Annotated in this window: 20 protein-coding genes; 10 read left to right on the top strand and 10 right to left on the bottom strand. The window is 61.7% G+C overall.

Annotated elements, in window-relative coordinates; genetic code table 11:
- Positions 1–2 precede the first annotated feature (2 nt).
- The 3 genes from ACMDB8_RS24240 to ACMDB8_RS24250 form a co-directional block, all read right to left on the bottom strand.
- Positions 3–989 carry an ABC transporter substrate-binding protein gene (locus ACMDB8_RS24240; RefSeq protein WP_056728804.1) on the bottom strand — a complete coding sequence of 329 codons (987 nt, stop codon included), beginning with the start codon at positions 987–989 and terminating at the stop codon, positions 3–5.
- Between the two features lie 465 nt (positions 990–1,454).
- A complete protein-coding gene (locus ACMDB8_RS24245; RefSeq protein ID WP_056728808.1) occupies positions 1,455–2,825 on the bottom strand; it encodes an aspartate aminotransferase family protein in 1,371 nt (456 codons plus the stop codon).
- A 21-nt stretch (positions 2,826–2,846) separates the two neighbouring features.
- Positions 2,847–4,337: an aldehyde dehydrogenase gene (locus ACMDB8_RS24250; protein ID WP_409078816.1), complete on the bottom strand. Its 1,491-nt coding sequence runs from the start codon at positions 4,335–4,337 to the stop codon at positions 2,847–2,849.
- A gap of 226 nt (positions 4,338–4,563) precedes the next feature.
- Here ACMDB8_RS24250 and ACMDB8_RS24255 point away from each other — a divergent pair, with 226 nt between their 5' ends.
- Entirely contained in the window at positions 4,564–5,493 is a 930-nt protein-coding gene (locus tag ACMDB8_RS24255; protein WP_056728812.1) for a LysR substrate-binding domain-containing protein, read from the top strand.
- Positions 5,494–5,502: 9 nt separating this feature from the next.
- On the opposite strand, the gene hrpB is transcribed toward ACMDB8_RS24255, so the two are convergent.
- The gene (gene hrpB / locus ACMDB8_RS24260; protein WP_056728813.1) at positions 5,503–8,019 is read right to left on the bottom strand and encodes an ATP-dependent helicase HrpB; all 2,517 of its coding nucleotides are present in this window, start codon (positions 8,017–8,019) and stop codon (positions 5,503–5,505) included.
- Positions 8,020–8,119: 100 nt separating this feature from the next.
- On the opposite strand from hrpB, the gene ACMDB8_RS24265 reads away from it, so the two are divergent.
- Together ACMDB8_RS24265 and ACMDB8_RS24270 are read left to right on the top strand one after the other, a co-directional pair.
- The gene (locus tag ACMDB8_RS24265; protein WP_056728815.1) at positions 8,120–8,539 is read left to right on the top strand and encodes a hypothetical protein; all 420 of its coding nucleotides are present in this window, start codon (positions 8,120–8,122) and stop codon (positions 8,537–8,539) included.
- A gap of 41 nt (positions 8,540–8,580) precedes the next feature.
- The gene (locus tag ACMDB8_RS24270) at positions 8,581–9,477 is read left to right on the top strand and encodes a cation diffusion facilitator family transporter (RefSeq protein WP_409078817.1); all 897 of its coding nucleotides are present in this window, start codon (positions 8,581–8,583) and stop codon (positions 9,475–9,477) included.
- Here the strand turns inward: ACMDB8_RS24270 and ACMDB8_RS24275 are convergent.
- Positions 9,471–10,514: a DUF6515 family protein gene (locus ACMDB8_RS24275; protein ID WP_056728819.1), complete on the bottom strand. Its 1,044-nt coding sequence runs from the start codon at positions 10,512–10,514 to the stop codon at positions 9,471–9,473. The two genes, ACMDB8_RS24270 and ACMDB8_RS24275, sit on opposite strands and share 7 nt — an antisense overlap.
- Before the next feature lie 450 nt (positions 10,515–10,964).
- Here ACMDB8_RS24275 and ACMDB8_RS24280 point away from each other — a divergent pair, with 450 nt between their 5' ends.
- Together ACMDB8_RS24280 and ACMDB8_RS24285 are read left to right on the top strand one after the other, a co-directional pair.
- Positions 10,965–11,444 (top strand): Lrp/AsnC family transcriptional regulator, encoded by a 480-nt coding sequence (locus ACMDB8_RS24280; RefSeq protein WP_007937367.1) that lies wholly within the window; start codon positions 10,965–10,967, stop codon positions 11,442–11,444.
- Positions 11,445–11,683: 239 nt separating this feature from the next.
- Positions 11,684–11,893, top strand: coding sequence for a DUF2788 domain-containing protein (locus tag ACMDB8_RS24285; protein ID WP_007937369.1), 210 nt, complete (start codon positions 11,684–11,686; stop codon positions 11,891–11,893).
- Here ACMDB8_RS24285 and ACMDB8_RS24290 read toward each other — a convergent pair.
- The 4 genes from ACMDB8_RS24290 to ACMDB8_RS24305 form a co-directional block, all read right to left on the bottom strand.
- Positions 11,888–12,523, bottom strand: a complete 636-nt coding sequence (locus tag ACMDB8_RS24290) for a pseudouridine synthase (protein WP_056728822.1) — start codon at positions 12,521–12,523, stop codon at positions 11,888–11,890. The two genes, ACMDB8_RS24285 and ACMDB8_RS24290, sit on opposite strands and share 6 nt — an antisense overlap.
- A 70-nt stretch (positions 12,524–12,593) precedes the next feature.
- Entirely contained in the window at positions 12,594–14,093 is a 1,500-nt protein-coding gene (gene amn, locus ACMDB8_RS24295) for an AMP nucleosidase (protein ID WP_177336502.1), read from the bottom strand.
- A 117-nt stretch (positions 14,094–14,210) separates the two neighbouring features.
- Entirely contained in the window at positions 14,211–15,860 is a 1,650-nt protein-coding gene (locus ACMDB8_RS24300; protein WP_409078818.1) for an acyl-CoA dehydrogenase family protein, read from the bottom strand.
- A gap of 74 nt (positions 15,861–15,934) precedes the next feature.
- Entirely contained in the window at positions 15,935–18,319 is a 2,385-nt protein-coding gene (locus ACMDB8_RS24305; protein ID WP_409078819.1) for a 7TM diverse intracellular signaling domain-containing protein, read from the bottom strand.
- Positions 18,320–18,623: 304 nt separating this feature from the next.
- Between ACMDB8_RS24305 and ACMDB8_RS24310 the strand changes: the two genes are divergently transcribed.
- The 4 genes from ACMDB8_RS24310 (at position 18,624) to ACMDB8_RS24325 (ending at position 22,167) form a co-directional block, all read left to right on the top strand.
- Positions 18,624–19,421, top strand: coding sequence for a hydroxymethylpyrimidine/phosphomethylpyrimidine kinase (locus tag ACMDB8_RS24310; protein WP_008052407.1), 798 nt, complete (start codon positions 18,624–18,626; stop codon positions 19,419–19,421).
- A 30-nt stretch (positions 19,422–19,451) separates the two neighbouring features.
- Entirely contained in the window at positions 19,452–20,075 is a 624-nt protein-coding gene (thiE, locus tag ACMDB8_RS24315; RefSeq protein ID WP_056728827.1) for a thiamine phosphate synthase, read from the top strand.
- Between the two features lie 28 nt (positions 20,076–20,103).
- Entirely contained in the window at positions 20,104–21,387 is a 1,284-nt protein-coding gene (hemL, locus tag ACMDB8_RS24320; protein WP_056728829.1) for a glutamate-1-semialdehyde 2,1-aminomutase, read from the top strand.
- A 225-nt stretch (positions 21,388–21,612) separates the two neighbouring features.
- Positions 21,613–22,167 carry a tetratricopeptide repeat protein gene (locus ACMDB8_RS24325; protein WP_056728831.1) on the top strand — a complete coding sequence of 185 codons (555 nt, stop codon included), beginning with the start codon at positions 21,613–21,615 and terminating at the stop codon, positions 22,165–22,167.
- 152 nt (positions 22,168–22,319) lie between these two features.
- Here the strand turns inward: ACMDB8_RS24325 and ACMDB8_RS24330 are convergent, their stop codons facing one another.
- Complete coding sequence (locus ACMDB8_RS24330; RefSeq protein ID WP_056728833.1) at positions 22,320–22,649, bottom strand: DUF1820 family protein; 330 nt, start codon at positions 22,647–22,649, stop codon at positions 22,320–22,322.
- Between the two features lie 136 nt (positions 22,650–22,785).
- Here ACMDB8_RS24330 and miaB point away from each other — a divergent pair, with 136 nt between their 5' ends.
- On the top strand, positions 22,786–24,114 hold the full coding sequence (gene miaB, locus ACMDB8_RS24335; RefSeq protein WP_056728835.1) for a tRNA (N6-isopentenyl adenosine(37)-C2)-methylthiotransferase MiaB: 1,329 nt from the start codon (positions 22,786–22,788) through the stop codon (positions 24,112–24,114).
- Positions 24,115–24,208: the final 94 nt, after the last annotated feature.

A 24,208-nucleotide genomic window follows, 5' to 3' on the forward strand; every position in this document is an offset into this window, starting at 1 on the left:
TCCTAGAGCGGGGTGACGAAACGGTTGTCGATCAGGTCGTCATTGCTGACGTTGTAGGGCTTGCCCTGCAGCTCGCTGGCGGTCTCGTTGGCCAGTTTGATCAGCGGTGCGCTGTCACCCGGCTTGCCCGGCGAGCCCAGCAGTTTTTCGCTCATGGCCTGATCGTAGAAACGCACGCCTTGCGCTGCGGCTTCCAGCTCCTTCGGATCGGCCAGGTAACCGCCGACACCCTTGGCCATGATTTTGTAGGCTTCCTGCGGATGATCCTTGGTGTACTGCACGGCTTTGTACAAACCGGCCACCAGGGCCTTGACGTCTTCCGGCTGTTTTTCGATCACGCTGCAATTCAGTGCGACCACATCGACGATCACCCCCGGTGTGCTGCTGCTGTCGATCAGCACCTTGCCCTGCTTTTTGTCGCGAACCATCGACAGGTGCGGCTCCCAGGTCACGGCGGCGGGTACGCGACCGGCGATGAACGCGGTGGCGGCGTCGTCGGCCGTCATGTTCTGCACGGTGATGTCGCTCATGCTCATGCCGTGTTTTTTCAGCAGATAGGACAGCCAGAACTGCGAGGTCGAACCTTCGTTGACCGCAACGGCCTTGCCCTTGAGTTCCTGCAGGCTCTTGATGTCCTTGCCTACCAGCACGCCGTCGCCACCATGGCTGTCGTCCAGCGCGGCCACGGCCTTGAAGCAGAATTGCGGACGGTACTTGAGCACCTCGTCGATGGTCGACGCCGAGCCGGACAACTCGCCGGATGCTTGTGCGGCCATGTACATCGCCGCTTCCTCGACCACCGGCAATTCGACGGTCAAACCGTTTTCCTTGAAGTAGCCAAGGTCCTGGGCCAGGTACAGGGTGCCGTAGCCGACCCAGGTGGTATGACCGATGGACAGAGTGCCGGCCTGGACGCTGGTGGCAACCGTCGCGGCGATGGCGGTGACCGCCAGCGGATAAGTGAAGCGGGTGAGCAAGGACTTGGTCATGGAGCACTCCCAAAGCTGTTGATTTAGTTTTGTCATGGGCAGTACGGCCAGCCCTGAATCGGCTGCGACCTGTGGTCTCTGGATGGACCCTTCGGCGGGCAGCATTCGGCGGGCTGGCGAGATCGATGTTGGCCCATGGGAGGGCTTAGGAAAACGAGGAAATATGTGGATGCGAGTGATGAAAAAACTGGTTAGCGCGCACCGCGAAAGGGCGCTGTGGGCGGGGATGCCCGAGGTGGGTGCAAAGCTTGAGAACAGCAAAAGATCGCAGCCTTCGGCAGCTCCTACATTGGAATGCGATCCCCTGTAGGAGCTGCCGAAGGCTGCGATCTTTTATGTCTGTCGCAATCGCGAGCAGGCTCGCTCCTACAGGGGTCTATGTCGCCCTCGTTTCCGATGATCGACACAAATCCAATGTAGGAGCGAGCCTGCTCGCGATAAGGTCCGCAGGACCTTCCAGCAAGATCAGAGCCGGCCGTATTCCTGCGCCGTACGATCCACCGCTTTCAGGGTCTTGGCGATCAGCTCATCAATCTCTTCACGACTGGCAATCAACGCCGGCGCCATGATCATCCGGCCCAAGGTCGAGCGAATGATCACCCCCTCCTCGAAACCGATCGTGCGGCAACGCCAGGCAATATCGTTCTCGTTGGCAAAACGCTTGCGAGTGGATTTGTCTTCGGCCAGTTGCAACGCCGCGACCATGCCGGTGCCCTGGATGTCACCCACCAACGGGTGCTTGCCGAACACTTCCCGCAGGCACTGTTGCAGGTAAGGGCCGATGTCGTCCTTGACCCGCGTCACCACGCCTTCGTCACGCAATGCCTTGAGGTTGGCAATCGCCACCGCCGCCGCCACCGGGTGCCCGGAATAGGTCAGGCCGTGGGCGAACACGCCGCCCTGCTCCACCAGCACCGAAGCCATTTTCTTCGACAGGATCAAACCGCCCATGGGGATGTAGCCCGAGGTCAGGCCCTTGGCGATGGACAGGGTGTCCGGCTCGAAACCGAAGTACTCGTGGGCGAACCATTCGCCGGTGCGACCGAAGCCGCCGATCACTTCATCGGCGCACAGCAGCACGTCGTACTTGCGGCAGATGCGCTGGATTTCCGGCCAGTAGCTTTCTGGCGGGAAGATCATGCCGCCGGCGCCCTGGAACGGTTCGGCGATAAAGCCCGCGACCTTGTCCGCACCCAGTTCGAGGATCTTCGCTTCCAGTTGCTGGGCCGCGCGCAGACCGAATTCCGCCGGTGTCAGGTTGCCTTCGTGGGCGAAGAAGTACGGCTCGTCGATGTGCTCGATGTCCGGAATCATGCCGCCCATTTCGTGCATGAATTTCATGCCGCCCAGCGCCGTCGCGGCCAGGGTCGAACCGTGGTAACCGTTCCAGCGGCCGATCATGATTTTCTTCTCGGGCTTGCCGAGCACCTGCCAGTAACGACGCACCGTGCGGATCAACACCTCGTTGGCCTCGGAGCCGGAGTTGGTGTAGATCGCGTGGCTGTAGTGAGCCGGCAGCAGGCTGAACAGCAGCTCGGACAGCTCGATCACCTGCGGGTGGGTGGTGTGGAAAAACATGTTGTAGTACGGCAGTTGCTCCAGCTGCTGGCTCGCAGCAAAGGCCAGGTCCTTGCGCCCGTAACCGAGGTTGGTGCACCACAGCCCGGACATGCCGTCGAGGTAACGCCGGCCATCGTTGTCCCACAGGTGCAGGCGTTCGCCACGGACCATCACCCGTGGCCCCTCGTCGTTGAGGGCTTTTTGATCGACGAATGCATGGATGTGGTGCGCAGCGTCGGCGGCCTGGTAGTCGCGGGTGTCACGTGGTGTGGTCATCGCCAGTTCTCCGTTTTGTTATCAGCGCAATTGAAACCAGGTGGTCTTCAACTGGGTGTATTTATCGAATGAATGCAGGGACAGGTCGCGGCCGAAACCCGACTGCTTGCCGCCGCCAAAAGGCACGGTCACGTCCAGCGCATCGACGCTGTTGACCGACACCGTACCGGCCCGCAATTGTCGCGCCACACGGTGGGCGCGGTTGAGGTCGTCGGTCCACAGCGAAGCCGCCAGACCGTAGACGCTGTCGTTGGCCAGTTGCAAGGCGTGGGCCTCATCGTCGAATGGCGTAATCGCCAGCACCGGGCCGAACACTTCATCGCGAAACAGCGGCATGTCCGGGGTCACACCGGTGAAAATCGTCGGCTGGATGAAGTTGTCCGAGCCGTTGAAGATCGACTGCCGACCGCCACAAACCTTAGTCGCGCCTTGCTGTTCGGCCTGCTGGATGAACTTCATGATCCGCGCGGTCTGCCGGCTGTCGACGATGGCCCCGGCGGCGCTCGACGGGTCCAGAGGATCGCCCGGCAACCAGCGTTCAGCCTGGGCCTTGAGGCACTCGACGAACTCGTCATGAATCGAGCGCTGCACCAGCAACCGCGAGTTGGCCGAGCAGACTTCGCCCTGATTGAAGAAGATGCCGAACGCGGCTTTTTCCGCGGCCAGATCCAGGTCCTGACAATCGGCAAACACCAGGTTCGCACTCTTGCCGCCGCACTCCAGCCACACCTGCTTGAGGTTCGACTGGGCCGAGTACTGCATGAAATATTTGCCGACTTCGGTGGAGCCGGTGAACACCAGGCAATCGACGTCCGGGTGCAGGCCGAGGGCTTTGCCGGTCTGCTCGCCGAGGCCCGGCAGTACGTTGAGGACGCCTGCCGGAATCCCCGCCTCCAGCGCCAGCTCAGCCAGGCGCAGGGCGGAAAACGGCGACTGCTCGGCCGGTTTGAGGATTACCGAGTTACCGGCGGCCAGGGCCGGGGCGAGTTTCCACGCCGCCATGTCCAGAGGGAAATTCCACGGCACCACGGCAGCCACCACGCCGAGGGCTTCGCGAGTAATGGTTGCCAGCACGTTCTGCGCGCTGGGGGCGATCTGGTCGTAGAGTTTGTCGAGGCTTTCGGCGTACCAGCGGAACACGCCTGCGGCACCCGGCACGTCGATGTTGTAGGCATCGGTGACGGGCTTGCCCATGTTCAGCGAATCGAGCAGCGCCAATTCTTCACGGTTTTCCAGGATCAAGTCGGCCAGGCGCAACAGTACTTGCTTGCGTTCGGTCGGCGAGCGCGCAGCCCAGGTGCCAGCCTCGAAGACCTGCCGCGCATTGTGCACCGCCGCGTTCACATCTTCTTCACCACAGGCGGCAACGTTGGCCAGGCATTGCCCGGTGGCGGGGTTGATCGCGGCGAAGGTCTGCCCCGACTGCGCCGCGCGGCGCTGGCCGTCTATCACAGCCTGGTCGGGAAACCGCAGGGAAGCGGCCTTGCGTTGCCAATACTCAAGCTCGAACACGTTCAGATGCTCCAGAGGACATTCTTGTGTATTGGATAGTCGCTCAGGCCCGAGCGGTGGAAAACCAGTAAAAATGTGTTCGCAGGCCAAGAAAAAACTACGTAGCCAATCTCCCTTCTGGCGCAGCATGTGGTTATTGTTCAAACACAACAAATCGCTACCCGAGCGGATAAGGGTGGCGCGCAAATTGCCAGGATGCCTGATCCGTTCTCCCCCGAGGTTTGCTGTGGCTGCCTACAATCTGCGTCAACTGAAATACTTCATCACCACCGTCGAGTGCGGCAGCGTTGCCGAGGCCTCGCGCAAGCTGTACATCGCCCAGCCTTCGATCTCCACGGCCATCAAAGGGCTGGAAGACAGTTTCGGCGTGCAACTGCTGATCCGCCATCATGCACAGGGCGTGTCATTGACCCCCAGCGGTGCACGCTTCTACCGCAAGGCACAGGAACTGCTGCGCATGGCCAAGGAGTTCGAGCAGAACGCTCTGGCCGACAACGACGTGGTCTCCGGGCAGATTGATATCGGCTGTTTCGAAACCGTCGCGCCGCTGTACCTGCCGCAATTGATCGCAGGATTTTCGGCGTTGTACCCGGGGGTAGAAATCCGCATCCGCGATGGCGAGCAACAAGAGCTGGTGCAGGGCCTGACCTCCGGGGCCTTCGATCTGGCGATCCTCTACGAACACGACCTGGACGGCACCATCGCGACCGAACCGCTGATGCCGGCGCAACGACCTTATGCGTTGTTGCCGGCGGATCACCGCTTTGCCCATCAGGCGCAGGTGTCATTGCGGGACCTGTGCCTGGAACCGATGATTCTTTTGGACGTGCAACCGAGCCGGACCTACTTCGTCAGCCTGTTCGAAGAGCTGGACCTGACCCCGCGCATCGCCTTCAGCTCGCCATCGATCGAGATGGTGCGGGGCATGGTTGGCCAGGGATTCGGGTTCTCGATCCTGGTGACCAAGCCGCATTCGGAGTGCACCTACGACGGACAGAAAGTAGTGTGCGTGGACATCGCCGAAAACGTCACCGGATCCGGGCTGGTGGCCGCATGGCTCAAGCGTGGGCAACTGACCAAGCCGGCGCAGTTGTTCGCCGACTACTGCCGCGAACAACTGACCGCCAAATCCGAAAGCTCAAGGCCGTCCGTGTAGGAGCTGCGATTACTTGCGCGGTTTTATCCGTGCAGTCGCCTCCGCCACCAGCGGATCATCCGGCCAGTAATGCTTGGGATAACGCCCCTTCAAATCCTTCTTCACCTCGGCATAGGTGCTGCGCCAGAAGTTGGCCAGGTCCTGAGTCACCTGCACCGGTCGCCTTGCCGGGGACAACAGATGCAGCTTGACCACTTGCCGGCCGCCGGCGATGCGCGGGGTTTCGGCCAGACCGAATAACTCCTGCAATCGCACCGCCAGAATCGGCGGCTGTTCGCTGTAGTCCAGACGAATCGACGACCCCGAGGGCACGCTCAAATGATGCGGTGCCAGCTCGTCCAGCCGTTGCGGCAGCGGCCACGGCAGCAGGTTGTGGACGATGCTCGACAAGTCCAGGTTGGCGAAGTGACTGAGCCGAGAAACCTTGCCCAGATACGGCATCAGCCAGTGTTCCAGATTCTTGAGCAATGCCGCGTCGCTGACATCCGGCCACTCGCTCTCGCCCTTGGCGGCGAGGTCCAGTTGCCGCAACAAGGCGACCCGCGCCTGCCACTGACGCAGTTCCGGGGTCCACGGCAACAGCTCCAGGCCTTTGCGCCGCACCAGGTTCACCAGCGCCTGGCTACGGGCGGTTTCGTCGAGGCCGGTCAGTGGCTCGCGGCTGAGGATCAGTTCGCCAACCTTGCGCTGACGCTCGGCCCGCAGCACGCCCTCGCGCTCATCCCAATCCAGTTGATCGACGCAGCGCACCTGCTCGGCCAGCACTGAATCGAAGAGCGCCGGATCGAAGTCCGTCGCCAGGTAAATCCGCTCCTCACGCTGGCCCTGGCGACTGCCCAGATCGGCGATCACCAGCCACGCTTGCTTCATCAGGCTGTCGGCTTCGGCGAACAGTGCCGCACGACCGTTGGCCAAACGGTATTCCGCGCCACCGGCACGCCGTTGTTGGGCGACCCGGTCGGGATAGGCCAGCGCCAGCAAGGCGCCGAGCCAGCGTGGATGGTCGGGATCGCTGACCGGCTCCGAGGCTTTGCCGCGCAGGTAACCACGATATTGCCGCGCCAGTTGCCGTGCGCGCTGCACCCCGCCCTGCGCGCCGCGTGCAGCACGCTCTTCGCCGGACAGCAGCGCCAGTCGGCTATGCAAGTCCGCCCCGGCACCGCGCAAGATATCGCGCTCGCCGAGCAGTGCCGCGACGTCGCAGGCCATGTCCGCCAGCCCCAGCGCCTGGCCACGCAACAGTAAATGCGCGATGCGCGGATGCGCCGGCAGTTCGGCCATGGCCTGACCATGGCGGGTCAGCGCTTCTCCTTCCAGCGCCCCCAGGCGTTCGAGCAGGTCCTGAGCCTGTGCATAAGCGGCGGCCGGCGGCACGTCGAGCCACACCAGTTGCCCGGGCGTCACGCCCCAACGACCAAGCTGCAAGGCCAGCCCGGCGAGGTCCGCCGAGAGTATTTCCGCACTGCCATAGGCCGCCAGTTGCTCGTGCTGGTCCTGGGACCACAAGCGATAACACACGCCCGGTTCCAGTCGCCCGGCCCGGCCAGCGCGCTGGGTGGCGCTGGCCTTGGAAATGCGCTGGGTGTCGAGACGGGTCATACCGCTACCGGGGTCGAAACGCGGCACCCGCGCCAGCCCGGCATCGATCACGACCCTCACGCCATTGATGGTCAAACTGGTCTCGGCGATGTTGGTGGCCAGCACCACTTTGCGCTTGCCCGCCGGTGCCGGATCGATGGCTGCCCGTTGCGCCGCGAGGTCCAGTTCACCGTGCAACGGGCACAGTAGGACCTGAGTGTTTTCGCCCAAGGCATCGGCCAGTTGCTGATGCACGCGGCGGATTTCTGCTTGCCCCGGCAGGAACACCAGCACACTGCCGGTCTCGTCGTCCAAGGCTTCGAGGATGGTCTGCACCAGACGCGGCTCGATGAATTCACCGGCCTGGAATGGCCGCCCCCAGCGCATCGCCACCGGGTACATGCGCCCTTCGCTGCGCAGGATCGGCGCGTCGTCGAGCAACCCGGCCAAGCGTTCGCCTTCGAGCGTGGCAGACATCAAGAGGATTTTCAGCGGCTGATCGTCACGGAACAGTTCGCGGCCATTGAGGCTCAGGGCCAGCGCCAGATCAGCGTCGAGACTGCGTTCGTGAAATTCATCGAAGATCAGCAGACCCACGCCTTCGAGCGCCGGGTCATCCTGCAAACGCCGGGTGAGGATGCCTTCGGTGACCACTTCGATACGGGTGTTGGGGCCGACCTTGCTGTCGAGCCGAATGCGATAACCCACGGTTTCGCCGACCTTCTCCCCCAGCTCACTGGCCAGCCGTTCAGCCGCTGCGCGCGCGGCCAACCGGCGGGGTTCGAGCATCAGGATGGTCTGACCGGCCAGCCACGACTCGTTGAGCAAGGCCAAAGGCACGCGGGTGGTTTTACCGGCGCCGGGCGGCGCTTCGAGCACGGCTTCGTGGCGTGTAGCGAGGGCTTCACGCAGGGCGGGTAAAACTTCATCGATCGGCAAAGAAATCATGCTGGCTCCAAAACAGAGCGGCGAGTATAACGGCGAACTGTTTGGCGTAGTCTGGGCTCTAACCAGTAACGTTCTTGGCGTTCTACTCAGGAGATTTCATATGCGTGCTCCCTTTCGCCTGATTGGCGGTGTTCTGGTCGCAACCTTGCTGACTCAAGTGACCGCCTGCGGGTCGATCTTCTACCCGGATCGACGTGGCCAGATCGAAGGCAAGATCGACCCGGCCATCGCCGCGCTCGACGCCGTGGGCCTGTTGTTCTACATCATCCCCGGCCTGATTGCGTTTGCCGTGGACTTCGCCACCGGCGCGATTTACTTCGAGCCAGGCAAGACCGCCCAGGTCGACCCGCAAAAACTCAAGGACGCTATCGGTCCCGACGGCAAGGTCGATAATCGCAAGTTGCAGACTATTCTGGAAAGCGAACTGGGCCGCAGCTTCCCGCTGGACGATCCACGCCTGATCCAGAGTAAAGGCAGCTCTCAACAACTGGCGATGTTCGGCCTGCAACCCGCCGCGTAATCCCTACGCACGAAAGGACTCTTCAAGGAACGATGGCCCCTATGACCTCCAGCTCCGAACACGCCCGCCTGCTGCGGCTGGCGACCCGTGCCTCGGTGGCGGTGGCGTGCATCCTGATCGTCGCCAAAGCCATCGCCTGGTGGCTGAGCGGCTCAGTGAGCATGCTCGCCGGGCTCACCGACTCGACACTCGACGGTGTCACGTCATTGCTCAACCTGCTGGCGGTGCATTACGCCCTGCGCCCCGCCGACAACGATCATCGCTACGGACACGGCAAGGCCGAGTCATTGGCGGGCATGGCCCAGGCGCTGTTCATTGGCGGCAGTGCGGTACTGATCGCGTTGCAGGCCTATGATCGACTCAAACATCCCGAACCGGTCGGCGCGCCGTGGATCAGTATCGGCGTGATTGTCTTCTCCCTCGTCCTGACCTTAGCCTTGCTGTCGCTGCAACATCGGGTGATCAAGGCCACGGGCTCCAACGCCGTGCGGGCCGACTCGCTGCACTACCGTTCGGACCTGTTGCTCAACGGCAGCATTCTGATCGCACTGGTGTTCGCCGGGTTTGGACTGCACCAGGTCGACCCCTGGTTCGGTCTGGGCATCGCTGCCTACATTCTCTGGAGCGCAGTGCAGATCGCCCGGGAAAGCTTTGCGGTGTTGATGGATGAAGAACTGCCGCCGGAGGTCAGCCAGCACATGCTGGAACTGGCGTGCAGCGTGCCCGGCGTGTTGGGGGCCCATGACCTGCGCACACGGATCTCCGGCAACCAGTGGTTCGTGCAGTTGCATCTGGAGCTGTCGGGGGAACTGACGCTGTCAGTGGCCCACGGCATCAGCGATCAGGCTGCCGCGGCGATTCACACCGCCTACCCGCGGGCCGAAGTGCTGGTGCACGCCGACCCGCAGGAAGTGGTAAAAGCCGCCCGGGATCAGTAAGTCACCTGATAACCGCGACTGCTCAGGCAGTCACCCTGGGCCTGTCGGTAGGCTTGCACCACCGACGGGTCTGGCCGGTAGGTGGCGGTTCGTGGATCGAAACCACTCTGCTGCACCGCATATTGATAACACTCGTAACCATCCCGGCTGACCTGTTCCGGCGACTGACCGTTGGCTGGATAGGCCTCCACGTCATAACCACTGTTGCCGGCTGGAGGTTGCGATTGGCCAACCGGCGGTTCGACCACGACGTAATCCTGAGTGCTTTGCTGATAGGCGTAGTAGGAACCTGCCGCCAGGAACAGCAGCGCCCCACCGATCCACACCTGCTCGGCGTAATCAGGCAGGTACCTGACACGAATCCCCCGCGGTGGCTCCACCACCACGTAACGCGGGCCCAGCGGGCGATACCAGTAGCCACCGGAATAGTAGTAATCCATGCCACGGTAAGGCACGCGGTAGTCGCGCTCGGGGAAACGGTCGATCACCTGGCCGGGACGATACTTGGGACCAGGCCCCCAGCCGTTGCCGCGCCCACTCGGACGCCCCTCCCAATGCGTGTCATTGGACGGCGCGCCTATGTAGCCATTCCAGTGCTTGTTGTAATCGTTGCGACGCGGTTGATTCTGGTCGTAACCGTGCGGCGGCTCCCGGGTCTGGCCCACGGTGTCGGGGCGTGGCTGGATCGGCATGTCAGTGGCCGGCATCTGCGGCGGAGGCGGCGGCGAGCGCACCCGGCTGTTGTAGTCCGGTGCTGGGCGGCTCTGCCTCTGGTCATTGTCCTGACGTTGATCCTGGCCGCTGTGCTCGTACTGGCGATTGTCGTTGTTCTGCGCACGGGGCTGATTCTGCTGCTGGCCGTTTTGCGGATGTGGCTGGTTGCCGCCACCATGGCCCTGGTTATCGCCCTGATGCCCACCCTGGCCGTGTTGCCCGCCATCATGACCACGATTTTGCTGCTCATCAGCCATCGTTTGCGCAGAGACACTGACACACAACAAACCAACACCGGCCAAACGCCAGATGCGCGATTTCATGCTGTTCCTCATTGCGGGTAAGGGCCTGTACATAAGACTGGGAAAGCAGTGGCCGGTTCTGCGACAGGTTATCAGTCACGCAACTTATTTATTGAGGCCTGCTCTTTAATTCACGGCAGCAAATTCCACGCAAGAAAAAGGGGAGACCCGTCGGCCTCCCCTTAGAGAACTTCGTCCTGGCTCGACACTTGTGGCGTCGGCTCACCTCACGCCGTCTTCTGGACAGTGTGTAGCTCGGGGGCCGGCACATCCCCGGTGGGGGTGGCGACCGCGGCGGGCCTGATTCGGCGAGCCGCACTGGACTGTTTGTCCGAGCAGTGATTCTGGTGATAAGAATAGGCCGGGAGCGCCGGCAGAGGATTGCGAAGATTGCTGAATTAAACATCACTTGCGCAATTTTTAACCCCGGATACATAATCCTCCGCAATAGTTACGACAAAGGACCGTTTGATGAGCAAGCTCGACCGTTACGACCTGAGTATTCTGGCGGAATTGCAGCGCGACGCACGCATCTCCAACCAGGAGCTGGCCGAGCGCATCGGCCTGTCGCCTTCGCCGTGCTCGCGGCGGGTCAAGCAACTGGAAGACGACGGCTACATTTCCCGCCAGGTCGCCCTGCTCGACCGCAAGATGCTCGGCCTGAGCCTGACCGCTTACGTGCTGATCGGCATGGACCGTCACACGCCGGAGCGTTTCGAGAATTTCGAAGCGGCCATCCGCACCCTGCCCCAAGTGCTCGAATGCAGCCTGGTGACCGGGATGGATGCCGACTATCAACTCAAGGTCGTGGTGCCGGACATGGATCACTACCAGAAATTGTTGCTGGGGCATCTGACACGGATTGAAGGCGTGACCAGCGTGCGATCGAGTTTTGTGCTGAATCAGGTTTTGAACAGCACCGAACTGCCTTTGACTCATCTGCGTAGCTGAGTAGCACTTCTGTAGGCGCCTGTAGGAGCTGTCGAGTGAAACGAGGCTGCGATCCTTTGATCTTTTCTTAGCAGCAAAATCAAAAGATCGCAGCCTTCGGCAGCTCCTACAAGAGCAGGTCGGTTGTCAGACCGGGCGACGAATGACTGCGACACACCGACGCAGGTCAATACAGCGCGAACCCGCGCAGGCGTATACTCCCCGCGCCCTTTTAGCCACGCCCGCGCTGGAGATATTCGATGGATCCTGCCGTATTCGAAGAATGGATGATGACCGGACTGGTCAGCATCCTGATCATTTTCATGGGTTTCATCGTCTGGGATCTGGCGAAGAAGTCCAAGGCCGGGCGCTTCGGCTCGTTCATTTTGTTCTTCGTGCTGGGCCTGGGCGTGGCGGCGTTCGTGATCAAGAGCGTGGTGATCGGCCTGATCGAATCCGGCACGTTATAAGCGCGCCGGCACTTCCTTCCACTGGCCCTGATCGAGCCCCTCGATCGTCCAGTCGCCGATCCTGACCCGCACCAGACGCAAGGTCGGCAACCCGACCGCAGCGGTCATGCGCCGCACCTGTCGGTTGCGCCCTTCGCGAATCACCAACTCCAGCCAGCTGGTCGGCACGCTTTTACGAAAACGCACCGGCGGATTGCGCGGCCACAGCTCGGGCTCGTCCAGTTGCCGCGCCTCGGCGGGCAAGGTCATGCCATCATTCAATTCGACGCCGTCACGCAAGCGCTGCAACTGCTCGGCGCTCGGCTCGCCCTCGACCTGTACCCAATAGGTCTTGGCCAGCTTGTGTTTCGGGTCGGCGATCCGCGCCTGAAGCTGGCCGTCGTTGGTCAGCAGCAACAAGCCTTCGCTGTCGCGGTCCAGCCGTCCGGCCGGATAGATTCCCGGTACATCAATGTAATCCTTGAGGGTCGCGCGCCCTTCGCCGTCGCTGAATTGCGTCAGCACATCGAAAGGTTTGTTAAACAGGATCAGCTTCGGCTCGGCCGGTGGTGCCTTGGCGACACGGCGCGGGGCTGAAGGAGAGGGTTTCGCGCCAGGGCGGCGGGAAGGTGGACGAGATGGACGCGACATGGGCAAAACAACATCTAACGGTCAGGGCTGCTAATGCTAGTAGCCCGACCGTTAAATGACCATCGACAAATCAGCGGAACGGCGGCTCGTCGAAGCTGCGCAGTTTGCGCGAATGCAGCGAGTTGAGTTCGGTGCGCAACAGATCCACCGCCTCGATACCGATCTTCAGGTGCTGGCTGACCGCGCGCTCATAGAAGGCGTTGGCCGAGCCCGGCAGCTTGATTTCGCTGTGCAGCGGCTTGTCCGAAACGCACAGCAACGTGCCGTATGGCACCCGCAAACGATAACCCTGCGCGGCAATCGTGCCGCTTTCCATGTCCACCGCCACGGCGCGGGACAGGTTGATCAGCGGCCGTTCCTGCGCCCAGCGCAGCTCCCAGTTACGGTCGTCATAGGTCAGCACGGTGCCGGTACGCAGGCGCTTCTTCAGTTCGTCGCCCTTCTCGCCGGTGACGTTGGCCGCCGCCTGCTGAAGCGCGAGTTGCACTTCGGCCAACGCCGGAATCGGAATGTTCGGCGGCACCACCCGGTCGAGAATGCCGTCGCGACGCATGTAGGCGTGGGCCAGCACGTAATCGCCAATGGTCTGCGACTGACGCAGGCCGCCGCAGTGACCGATCATCAGCCAGCAATGCGGACGCAATACAGCCAGGTGGTCGGTGATGTTCTTGGCGTTGGACGGGCCGACACCGATGTTGACCAGGGTCACGCCGTGGCCATCGCTGGCGATCAGGTGATAGGCCGGCATCTGGTAGCGGTGCCAGACCACCCCGGCGGCAATCGCCGAGGCTTCGCCGTGGTCCATGCTTTTTTCAATGATCACGTTGCCCGGCAGCACCATGCGCACGAAACGCGGATCGCTGCGTAGTTGCTCCAGGCCATGGACGATGAACTGGTCGACGTAGCGGTGATAGTTGGTCAGCAAAATCCACGGCTGCACGTGCCGCCAGTCGCTGCCGGTGTAATGCACCAGTCGGCGCAGGGAGAAATCCACCCGCGCGGCATCGAACAGCGCCAGGGGCAGCGGATCGGTGTTTTCCCAATCGTACAGACCATCGGCAATGCCATCGGTCGCCGCCGACAGGTCAGTGCTCGGGAACACCCGCGCCAACACGGGGGCAGTGACACCGGAACCCGCCAGCTCATCGCCCTGCTCGACCACATACGGATACGGAATGTTCTGCTGGCTGACACCGACTTCCACAGTCACGGTGAAGTCGTGCATCAACGGAACGAGCTGCTCCAGCAGGTATTTACGAAAAGCCGAGGGATGGGTGACGGTGACGCTGTAGGTGCCAGGCAACTGAACCTTGGCGTAGGCACGGGTGGTCTGCGGGACTTCGCCCTGGCAGTGGTAGGTCAGGCGCAATTCGGGATAGCGGAACATCGAGCGCTGTTCGGCATCGGGCTCGACGCGATCCTTGAGGTAACGCTTGAGCGCCTGGCTCAACGCGGTGGTTGCACGATTGTGCAAGTGTGCGAGCCGGTCCACGGCTTGCTCGGCGGTTTGAACGACAATAAAAGCTTCGGTCACGATCAGCATCCTGTGTTCTGACTTGCAGACCTTCATCTTGCCTGCATCGTCGCTTCACGGGAACAGCCAAAAAAAATCGCAGCCTGCGGCAGCTCCTACAAGGGCTCGTCGTGCACCCGTAGGAGCTGCCGCAGGCTGCGATCTTCTGACCGATCAGAAGCCTTGTGGAGTCGAACGAGCGACAATCGCTTCCACATCCAGCCCGCGTGGCAATGCGCCGTACACCCGGCCGCCACCATTCAGTCGACTGGCAATAAACGCATCACTGACCACCGCATTCCCGGCTTCCAGCAACAACTTCGCCTGCAGCCCCAGGGCAATGTCCTCAGTCAGTTGCCGGGCACGGTACTGAATGTCGCTGGTGTCCTTGAAGGCCGCCTGCAATTGATTGATGTGTGCAGCCAGGCGCTTGTCGCCATGGCCATCGCCCAACTCGCTGAACAGTGCATCGAGCACACCCGGTTCTTTCGACAGGGCACGCAGCACGTCGAGGCACTGCACGTTCCCCGAACCTTCCCAGGTCGAATTCACCGGCGCCTCGCGGTAGAGGCGCGGCAGGATACTGTCTTCGACATAACCCGCACCGCCCATGCATTCGGCCGCTTCGTTGATCATCGCCGGCGCCCGTTTGCAGATCCAGTACTTGCCCACCGCCGTCACCAGCCGGGCGAATTTGGCTTCCTGCGAATCGTCCAGATGATCCAGCGCCCGGCCCATGCGCAGGCTCAAGGCCAGGGCGGCTTCGCTTTCCAGCGCCAGATCCGCCAGCACGTTCTGCATCAATGGCTGTTCGCTGAGCAGCTTGCCGCCAACCGAACGATGAGCGCAGTGATGGCTGGCCTGGGTCAGCGCCTGGCGCATCAGTGAACTGGAGCCGACCATGCAATCGAAGCGGGTCATGGCCACCATCTCGATGATCGTCGGAACGCCACGGCCCTCTTCACCGACCATCCACGCCAGTGCGCCACGGAACTCCACTTCGCTGGAGGCGTTGGAACAATTGCCGAGCTTGTTCTTCAGGCGCTGGATATAGAACTGATTGCGCGTGTCGTCCGGACGATGGCGCGGCAACAGGAAACAGGTCAGGCCCTTGTCGGTCTGCGCCAGAGTCAGGAAGGCGTCGCACATCGGCGCCGAGCAAAACCATTTGTGCCCAACCAGTTCATAGGCCTGGCCCGGACCGCTGGCACCCACCGGATACGCCTTGGTGGTATTGGCCCGCACATCGGTGCCGCCCTGCTTCTCGGTCATGGCCATGCCGATGGTGACCCCGGCCTTGTGGGCCATGGCGACATTACGCGGGTCGTATTCGGTGGCGAGGATTTTCGGCAGCCACTTTTGCGCCAGGTCCGGTTGCAGGCGCATGGCCGGAACGCTGGCGAAGGTCATGGTCAACGGGCAGCCGCTGCCGGCCTCGGCCTGGCTGTGCAGGTAAGTCATGGAAGCGCGGGCCACGTGGGCGCCGGACTGCGGATGAGCCCAGGGCAGCGAGGTCAAGCCATGTTCAACCGCCGTACGCATCAGTTCGTGATAAGCCGGGTGAAACTCCACCAGGTCAATGCGATGACCAAACCGGTCATGGCTGTTGAACACCGGCTTGTTCTGATTGGCCAGGAACCCGGCTTCCATCAACGGGCCACCGGCCAGTGCGCCATAGGCGTCGATCCGCGATTCGGCCCAACCGGCCCCGAACCGCCGCGACCACTCCTGCAACGGCAAGTCGATGCGGTACAGGTTGGCGCCGTCCAGTGACGGTGGCTGGTTGGTGACTTCGTGGGTTTCGGCGAACTGATGCAGGTTCATGACAGGGCTCCTTTGGTCGGCCAACTGACATCAGTTAATCACCGCCCCTCGGCCGATCAAAGTGTCATATCCGCCTAACTTCCGGCGCTTTCGCCCTGCTGCAAACAAAGTACACGGCGGTAGAGCGCGGCCTGCAATTCCTCGAATTTCACCGGCTTGTTCAAGTGATCAATCACCGCGCCGGTCGGGCAGCGCTCACGGTCACCGTTCAGGGCGATCAAGAACAACGGCAGTTCGGCATAACCAGGTAACGCGCGGATCCGGCAGCACACCGACTCACCGCCCAATAGCGGCAACTGACAATCGACCAGCACCGCGTCGAACACTTCGCGCTGCAGGAGATCGAGAGCAGCATCGACGCTGTCGGCCGTACGTACGCGAAAGCCCAGCTTGAGCAACATGCCGCGCATCACCAACTGGCTGATGTCGTTGTCATCCACCAACAGCACGGCACAATCCTGAGGCAAGCGCAGGCGCGGAAAGTCCCGGGTCATCAATGGCGTCACCGGACGCTCGACTACCGGCAGCCCGACTTCCACATCCAGCTGAAACCGGCTGCCGCGTCCTGGCTCGGAGCGGTGTGTCAGGCGTCCACCGAGCAACTCGACCAACTGTCGACAAATCGCCAGGCCAACACCCAGGCCGCCGTATTCACGGGTCATCGAGCCATCGAGCTGGAAGAACCGTTGATACATCGTGGCCTCCCCCAAATCGGTGAAACCAATGCCCGTGTCAATCACCGCAAAGGTCAACGCCAGCCGGTCGGGCTCAACGGTCTTGCCGGTCACCCGCAGGGCCAGGCCGCCGACCTTGGTGAACTTGATGGCGTTATCCAGCAGGCATTCCAGGCACTGCGCGATCTTGACGTTGTCGCCGCGCAAACGATCCGGCACACCTGGCGCGACATCGACCTTGAAGTCCAGCGACTTGCCCGACGCATTGCCCTCGAACTGCGTGCGCAGTGCCTCGACCATGCCACGCAAGCTGAAGGTGTCGGCCGAGGCCTTGAGTTTGCCGGCCTGCAATTCGGTGAGGGTGAGGATGCCGTTGACCATGCGCATCATGTCCCGCGCCGATCCAGACGCCGTCTGCTGGTACTGCTCGAGCTCCGGGTCCATTTCGACCGTTTGCATCAGTTCCAGCGAACCGATCACACCGTTCATGGGCGTGCGCAATTCGTGGGTCAGGGTGGCAAGGAACTCGTCCTTGAGTTTGTTACTGCGGGCCAGTTGCTGGTTTAGGACTTCAAGCTTCTGGCTGGCGTCGAACAGGGTCTGAGCCTGCTGCTCGCGCATGGCGTTGATGCGGTCGGCCAGCGCCAGGGACAGCAGCGCCACTTCAATGGCCGAACCGATCTGGCTGGAGTACATGGTCAGGAACACGTTCGGCAGGTAACCCAGCACCATCAGCGTATTGACGATGCCGCCGAGCAAAAACGCCGACCAGGCAATGATGAAATACCGCGCCACCCGCAGGCCGCGCAACCAGGCAAAGATCCCGGCGGCAAAAATCACCACGGTGAACGTCAGCGCCAGGGCCGTGGCCAGACGCAAGGCCAAGGCGTAGCTGGTCATCAATGACAGGCCGACCACCAGCGCACCGAAGCCAACCAACGCCAGCAACAGGCGGTCGAGCCAGCGACTGTGGGTTGCCATTTGCAGGAAACTGCGGGCGAACTGACTGCCGAACAGCCCGGCACAGCCGATGAAAAACGGCGTTGCGGCGTTGGCCCACCATGGATTGTCCGGCCAGAAATACTGCACGGCCGCACCGTTTACCGACAGCTGATACAAGCCGAACGAGGCGATATAGAAGATGTAGTAGAGGTAACTGGTGTCGCGCACGCTGAGGTAGATGAACAGGTTGTAGACCAGCATCCCCAGCAACACGCCGTAGATCAGCCCCAGTACATAAAGGCGCACGGGCTGCTCCTCGAGGTAGGCGGTGCTCGACCACAAGGTGACCGGCGCCTGGATCGAGCCTTCGCTTTGCAAGCGCATGAATACGGTTTCGGCCTGATCGGGCTTGAACGTCAGGTCGAACAGATAATTGTTCTGACGAATCTCGCGGCTGGTGAAGGGCAAGGCATCGCCGGTCTGACTGACCAACTGATAGTTGCCGGCCGCATCGGGCAAATAGAGATCGAGGCGATCGAGGGGCGGATAGGCCAGTTCCAGCAGCCAGGTCCTTTGCGCCGCCGGATTGGCCGGACGGTAATGCAGGTCGATTTTCAGCCAGAACACCGAACGCGAGTACCCGGCGTTGAGCGTGTCCTTGTGGTGCGGTTTGAAGTTGCCGGCCGCCGCTTGCGCACGGATATCCGCGATGGTCGCCTGACCACTTGCGTCCTCATAGACCTGCAAGGTTCGGCCCAAGGGGAGGCTTTGAGTGAACTCATCGAACTCGACGGCGTTTGCCAGGAGGGGCAAACACAACAGCAACATCAGCAAATAGCGCATTGAAGCCCCAGCGTGGCCTGTCCGGTTCTGTCAGGAAGCCCCCCATTCCTTTTGAGCAGACGTAAAACCGGCATCACCTGTTATTGGTTTGGATCCACTCTAGCATAGCCGTTGATGGCCATTAAACACCATTGAAATTTTTCCTGAAAAGGCTCTAGGACGGGCATTTCAGCGACATAACTGAACGATTATCAATGGCAGGAAAATCATCCAGGCAAGGGTGCTGTCCCCTTCGCCACAATGTATCGACCAAACACACCGCCACAACACCCGGAAAACAGGTTTGGTGGTAAGCTCGCGCACCATGAATATCTACAGCTCTCGCCCCGTTGTCCTCTGTCTCTCCGGCCACGACCCAAGTGGTGGCGCCGGCTTGCAGGCAGATATCGAAGCCCTGCTCGCTCAGGGTTGCCATGCGGCTCCGGCCGTCACCGCCCTGACCGTGCAAGACACCGTCAATGTCACGGACTTCCGCGTCCTTGACCGTGAGTGGGTATTGGCCCAGGCCAATGCCGTGCTCAACGACTCCGAAGTCGCGGCGGTCAAACTGGGCATGCTCGGTTCCCTGGAAATGGTCGACACCGTGGTCGAACTGCTTTCGGCGCACCCGCATTTGCCGGTGGTTTGCGATCCGGTGCTGCGCGCCGGCGGCGGCGGACGCCTGGGCAAGGACGAAGTCGGCTACGCCATGCGCGAGCGTCTGCTGCCCTTGTCGATCATTGCGACCCCCAACCTTCCCGAAGCCCGCATCCTCGCCGAACTGCCCGAAGGCACCGCGGACGAGTGCGCTGAAAAACTCTTGCCGTTCGTCAAACACCTGCTGATCACCGGCGGCCACGGCGACGAAACCGAAATCCACAACCGCCTGTATAGCCGCGATGGCCTGCGCGAAACCTATACCTGCCAGCGTTTGCCGGGCAGTTATCACGGTTCCGGTTGCACCCTGGCCAGTGCCTTGGCCGGTCGTCTGGCCCAGGGCGAAAACCTCGCCAGCGCCGTGCAGACCGCGCTTAACTACACGTGGCGCACCCTGCGTGATGCCGAGCAACTGGGCAAAGGCCAGTTCGTGCCGCGCCGTTTGCCGCTGGATTTCTGTTCGTAACTTCTATTCGTATGCGGTGAGGCTTCTCCGATGAAACTACGTGGCCTGTACGCCATTACCGATAGCCATTTGCTGGACGGTAAGTTGCTCAAGTACGTGGAGGCGGCGCTGGAAGGCGGCGTCACCTTGCTGCAATACCGCGACAAGAGCAGCGACGAAGCCCGCCGTCTGCGTGAGGCCGAAGCCTTGCGCGGGCTGTGCGAACGTTACAAGACGCAGTTGATCATCAATGACGACGCCGAGTTGGCGGCACGCCTGAACGTGGGCGTGCACTTGGGCCAGACCGACGGCCCGCTGACCCCGGCCCGTGCACTGCTCGGGCGCCAGGCGATCATCGGCTCGACCTGCCACGCGCAGCTCGAACTGGCCGAACAGGCCGCCAGGGAAGGCGCCAGCTATGTCGCCTTCGGCCGCTTCTTCAATTCGAACACCAAGCCCGGTGCACCGACCTGCAGCCTCGACCTGCTCGACCAGGCCCGCAAACAGCTGCACCTGCCGATCTGCGCGATCGGCGGTATCACCCTGGATAACGCCGCCCCACTGGTGGCCCATGGCGTCGATCTGCTGGCGGTGGTGCATGGCCTGTTCGGCGCCGAGAGCACGGCTGAAGTGACCCGCCGCGCCCGCGCCTTCAACGAATTGTTTTCTATTTAAGCTTTAAATCTGATTTGAGAGCCCGATCATGTCTCGTTCCGAAACCCTGTTTGCCAATGCCCAGAAACACATTCCCGGTGGCGTGAACTCGCCGGTTCGCGCGTTCAAGAGCGTCGGCGGCACGCCGCTGTTCTTCAAGCACGCCGAAGGCGCCTACGTCACCGACGAAGACGACAAGCGCTATGTGGATTACGTCGGTTCCTGGGGTCCGATGATTCTCGGCCACAGCCACCCGGACGTACTGGACGCGGTGCGTAAACAGCTTGAGCACGGTCTGTCCTACGGCGCCCCGACCGAGATGGAAACGCAGATGGCCGACCTGGTCTGCTCCCTCGTGCCGTCGATGGAAATGGTGCGCATGGTCAGCTCCGGCACCGAAGCGACCATGAGCGCCATTCGCCTGGCCCGCGGCTTCACCGGTCGCGACAGCATTATCAAGTTCGAAGGCTGCTACCACGGTCACTCCGACAGCCTGCTGGTCAAGGCCGGCTCCGGCGCACTGACCCAAGGCGTACCGAGCTCGGCCGGTGTACCGGCGGCATTCGCCAAACACACCCTGACCCTGCCATTCAACGACATCGACGCGGTAGAAACCATGCTCGCCGAAGTCGGCCAGGACGTGGCCTGCATCATCGTCGAGCCAGTGGCCGGCAACATGAACTGCGTGCCGCCGGCACCAGGCTTCCTCGAAGGCCTGCGGACCCTGTGCGACAAGCACGGCGTGGTGCTGATTTTCGACGAAGTCATGACCGGCTTCCGTGTCGCCCTCGGCGGTGCCCAGGCGTACTACGGCGTGACGCCAGACCTGACCACCTTCGGCAAGATCATCGGTGGCGGCATGCCGGTCGGCTGCTTTGGCGGCAAGCGCGAAATCATGCAGCGCATCGCCCCGCTGGGCCCGGTCTACCAGGCCGGCACCCTGTCTGGTAACCCGCTGGCGATGGCAGCCGGCCTGACCACCCTGCGCCTGATCAGCCGCCCGGGCTTCCACGCCGAGCTGACCGACTACACCACTCGCCTGCTCGACGGCCTGCAACAGCGCGCCGATGCGGCCGGCATTCCGTTCGTGACCACCCAGGCCGGCGGCATGTTCGGCCTGTACTTCAGCGGTGCCGACGACATCGTCACCTTCGATGACGTCATGGCCAGCGACGCAGCCCTGTTCGGTCGCTTCTTCCACCTGATGCTCGAAGGTGGCGTGTACCTGGCTCCGAGCGCATTCGAAGCCGGTTTCACTTCGATCGCCCACGGCGAAGCTGAACTGAAGCTGACCCTGGACGCCGCCGAGCGCGCCTTCGCGGCCTTGAAGTAACGCTCAAATGCTGACGCTGGCCCTTGCCAGCGTCAGCTTTCGCCGGCATTCCCACGATTTTTCCTGCTCGTCTGCCAATAATCCCCCGCAAAGTGGGCGATAAATTTCCCGCGCAGCAGAAAAACGAGTAAAGACTTTGTAAGGTTGGCCCTGCTTATTTCATAATGCGCGCTTATTGGATCCCCTCGATGGGTCCGCGCGCCCTTCAGAGGTAAGTCGATTCCCATGAACCGCACCGGCCGCACCCTTGCACTGGGCTGCCTGTTGCTTCTTCAGCCCCTGCTCACGCACGCACAAGCAGGCGGCAACTCGTTGTTAATCCCAGCGATGGGTCGCTGCACCCTCAATACCCAGCCGCAAGACCTGGAACAGGCGCTCGCCGCCTGCCAGAAAGCGTCGGAAGAAGGGGATGCGCAAGCGCAATACGAGTTGGGTGAGTTCTACTACGAAGGCAAAAACACGCCGCGCGACCTCAATCAGGCCCTGAGCTATTTCGAAAAAGCCTCGCTGCAAGGCCACGCCCAGGCACAATTCAAACTCGGCACCATGTTCTTCCACGGCGAAGGCGTGCCGGCCAATAACGTTCAGGCGTACATCCTGCTGAAGATGGCAGCGGTCAACGGCGCCGAAGACGCCCTGGACACCGCCGACGAAGTCACCGAGAAAATGCCCCGCGAAGAACTGGAGCTTGCGACCCAGGTGCTCGGGCAAATTTTCCGTAAATATTTGATGGAATTGCAAAGCGCTGACGGGCGTACGCCTTTCGCGCCACTGCCCTGATTCTGTGTTGATCTGACTGGCCCCATCGCGAGCAAGCTCGCTCCCACATTTGATCTCTGGCGCTCACAAAACCTGTGTGCGCCGCAATTCCCTGTGGGAGCGAGCTTGCTCCGGGCGGCGTTCCGACGATGGGGGCGACTCGGTCTTGAGACTTACTTCTCAGGCATCGGCATCGGAAACGGCATGACATTGCCGACCGCGCCACGGGCTTCGCTGATTTTTGGTGTGCCCATACGCTCGACTTCATCGATGCGCACGATCGAATGCATTGGCACAAAACTGCGTACCACGCCTTCGAACTGAGCCTTGAGCTTTTCTTCGCTCGGATCGACGACCATTTGCGTGCGCTCGCCAAAGACGAACTCTTCCACTTCCAGAAAGCCCCACAGATCACTTTGATAGATCTGCTTGGCATACATTTCGAACACCTGGCCCTGGTTGAGGAAAATCACCTTGTAGATTGGAGCTTCACGTTTGGTCATGGCAGGCGAGCAACACATCGGGGGATAAAAATGAGGGCGCGAACTATAGCATAGCCATCGGACGCGCAGCGGTAGGAACCTGGGTACATGTTCCCTATAATGCGCGGTTCTTTGAATCACGTGATGACTCTATTCCATGGCCAAGAAGCTTTACATCGAAACCCACGGTTGCCAGATGAACGAGTACGACAGCTCGCGCATGGTCGATCTGCTGGGCGAGCATCAGGCCCTGGAAGTCACCGCCCGCGCTGAAGACGCCGACGTGATCCTGCTCAACACCTGCTCGATCCGCGAACGTGCACAGGACCGGGTCTATTCCCAACTCGGTCGCTGGCGCGAACTGAAGCTGGCCAACCCGGACATGGTGATCGCCGTCGGCGGTTGCGTGGCCAGCCAGGAAGGCGCGGCCATTCGTGATCGCGCGCCGTACGTCGACGTGGTCTTCGGCCCGCAGACCCTGCACCGCCTGCCGGAAATGATCGACGCCGCGCGCAGCAGCAAGCTGCCGCAAGTTGACGTCTCGTTCCCGGAAATCGAAAAATTCGACCATTTGCCCGAGCCCCGCATCGACGGCCCGAGCGCTTACGTGTCGGTGATGGAAGGTTGCAGCAAGTACTGCACGTTCTGCGTGGTGCCCTACACCCGCGGCGAAGAAGTCAGCCGGCCGTTCGACGACGTGCTTGCCGAGATCATTCACCTGGCCGAAAACGGCGTGCGCGAAGTGACGCTGCTGGGGCAGAACGTCAACGGCTATCGTGGGACGACTCATGATGGGCGCCTGGCGGATCTGGCCGAGCTGATCCGCGTGGTCGCCGCGGTCGACGGCATCGACCGCATCCGCTACACCACGTCACACCCGCTGGAGTTCTCCGACAGCCTGATCCAGGCCCACGCTGACGTGCCGGAGCTGGTCAAACACCTGCACTTGCCGGTGCAATCGGGCTCGGACCGAATTCTCGCGGCGATGAAGCGCAACCACACCGCGTTGGAATACAAATCCAAACTGCGCAAGCTGCGCGCCGCCGTACCGGGGATCTGCATCAGTTCGGACTTCATCGTCGGCTTCCCGGGCGAGACCGAGAAAGATTTCGAACAAACCATGAAGCTGATTGCCGACGTGGGTTTCGACTTTTCCTACTCGTTCGTCTACAGCCAGCGCCCGGGCACTCCGGCCGCCGACCTGGCCGATGACACTCCGGAAGAGCTGAAAAAAGAACGCCTGAACGCACTGCAACATCGCTTGAACCAGCAAGGTTTCGAGATCAGCCGACAAATGGTCGGTTCGATCCAGCGGATCCTGGTGACCGATTACTCGAAAAAGGACCCGGGCGAACTGCAGGGCCGAACCGAGAATAACCGGATCGTCAACTTCCGCTGCGACAATCCGACCCTGATCGGCCAGTTCGCGGATGTGCACATCGATGCCGCGCAGCCGCACTCGCTGCGGGGCTCGCTGATCCAGTAATACCGCATCCCCCTTGTGGGAGCGGGCTTGCTCGCGAAAACGGTGTGTCAGTTAAATGATTGTCGACTGAGACACCCTCTTCGCGAGCAAGCCC

The organism is Pseudomonas monachiensis (assembly GCF_047345015.1).
GTDB lineage: Bacteria > Pseudomonadota > Gammaproteobacteria > Pseudomonadales > Pseudomonadaceae > Aquipseudomonas > Aquipseudomonas monachiensis.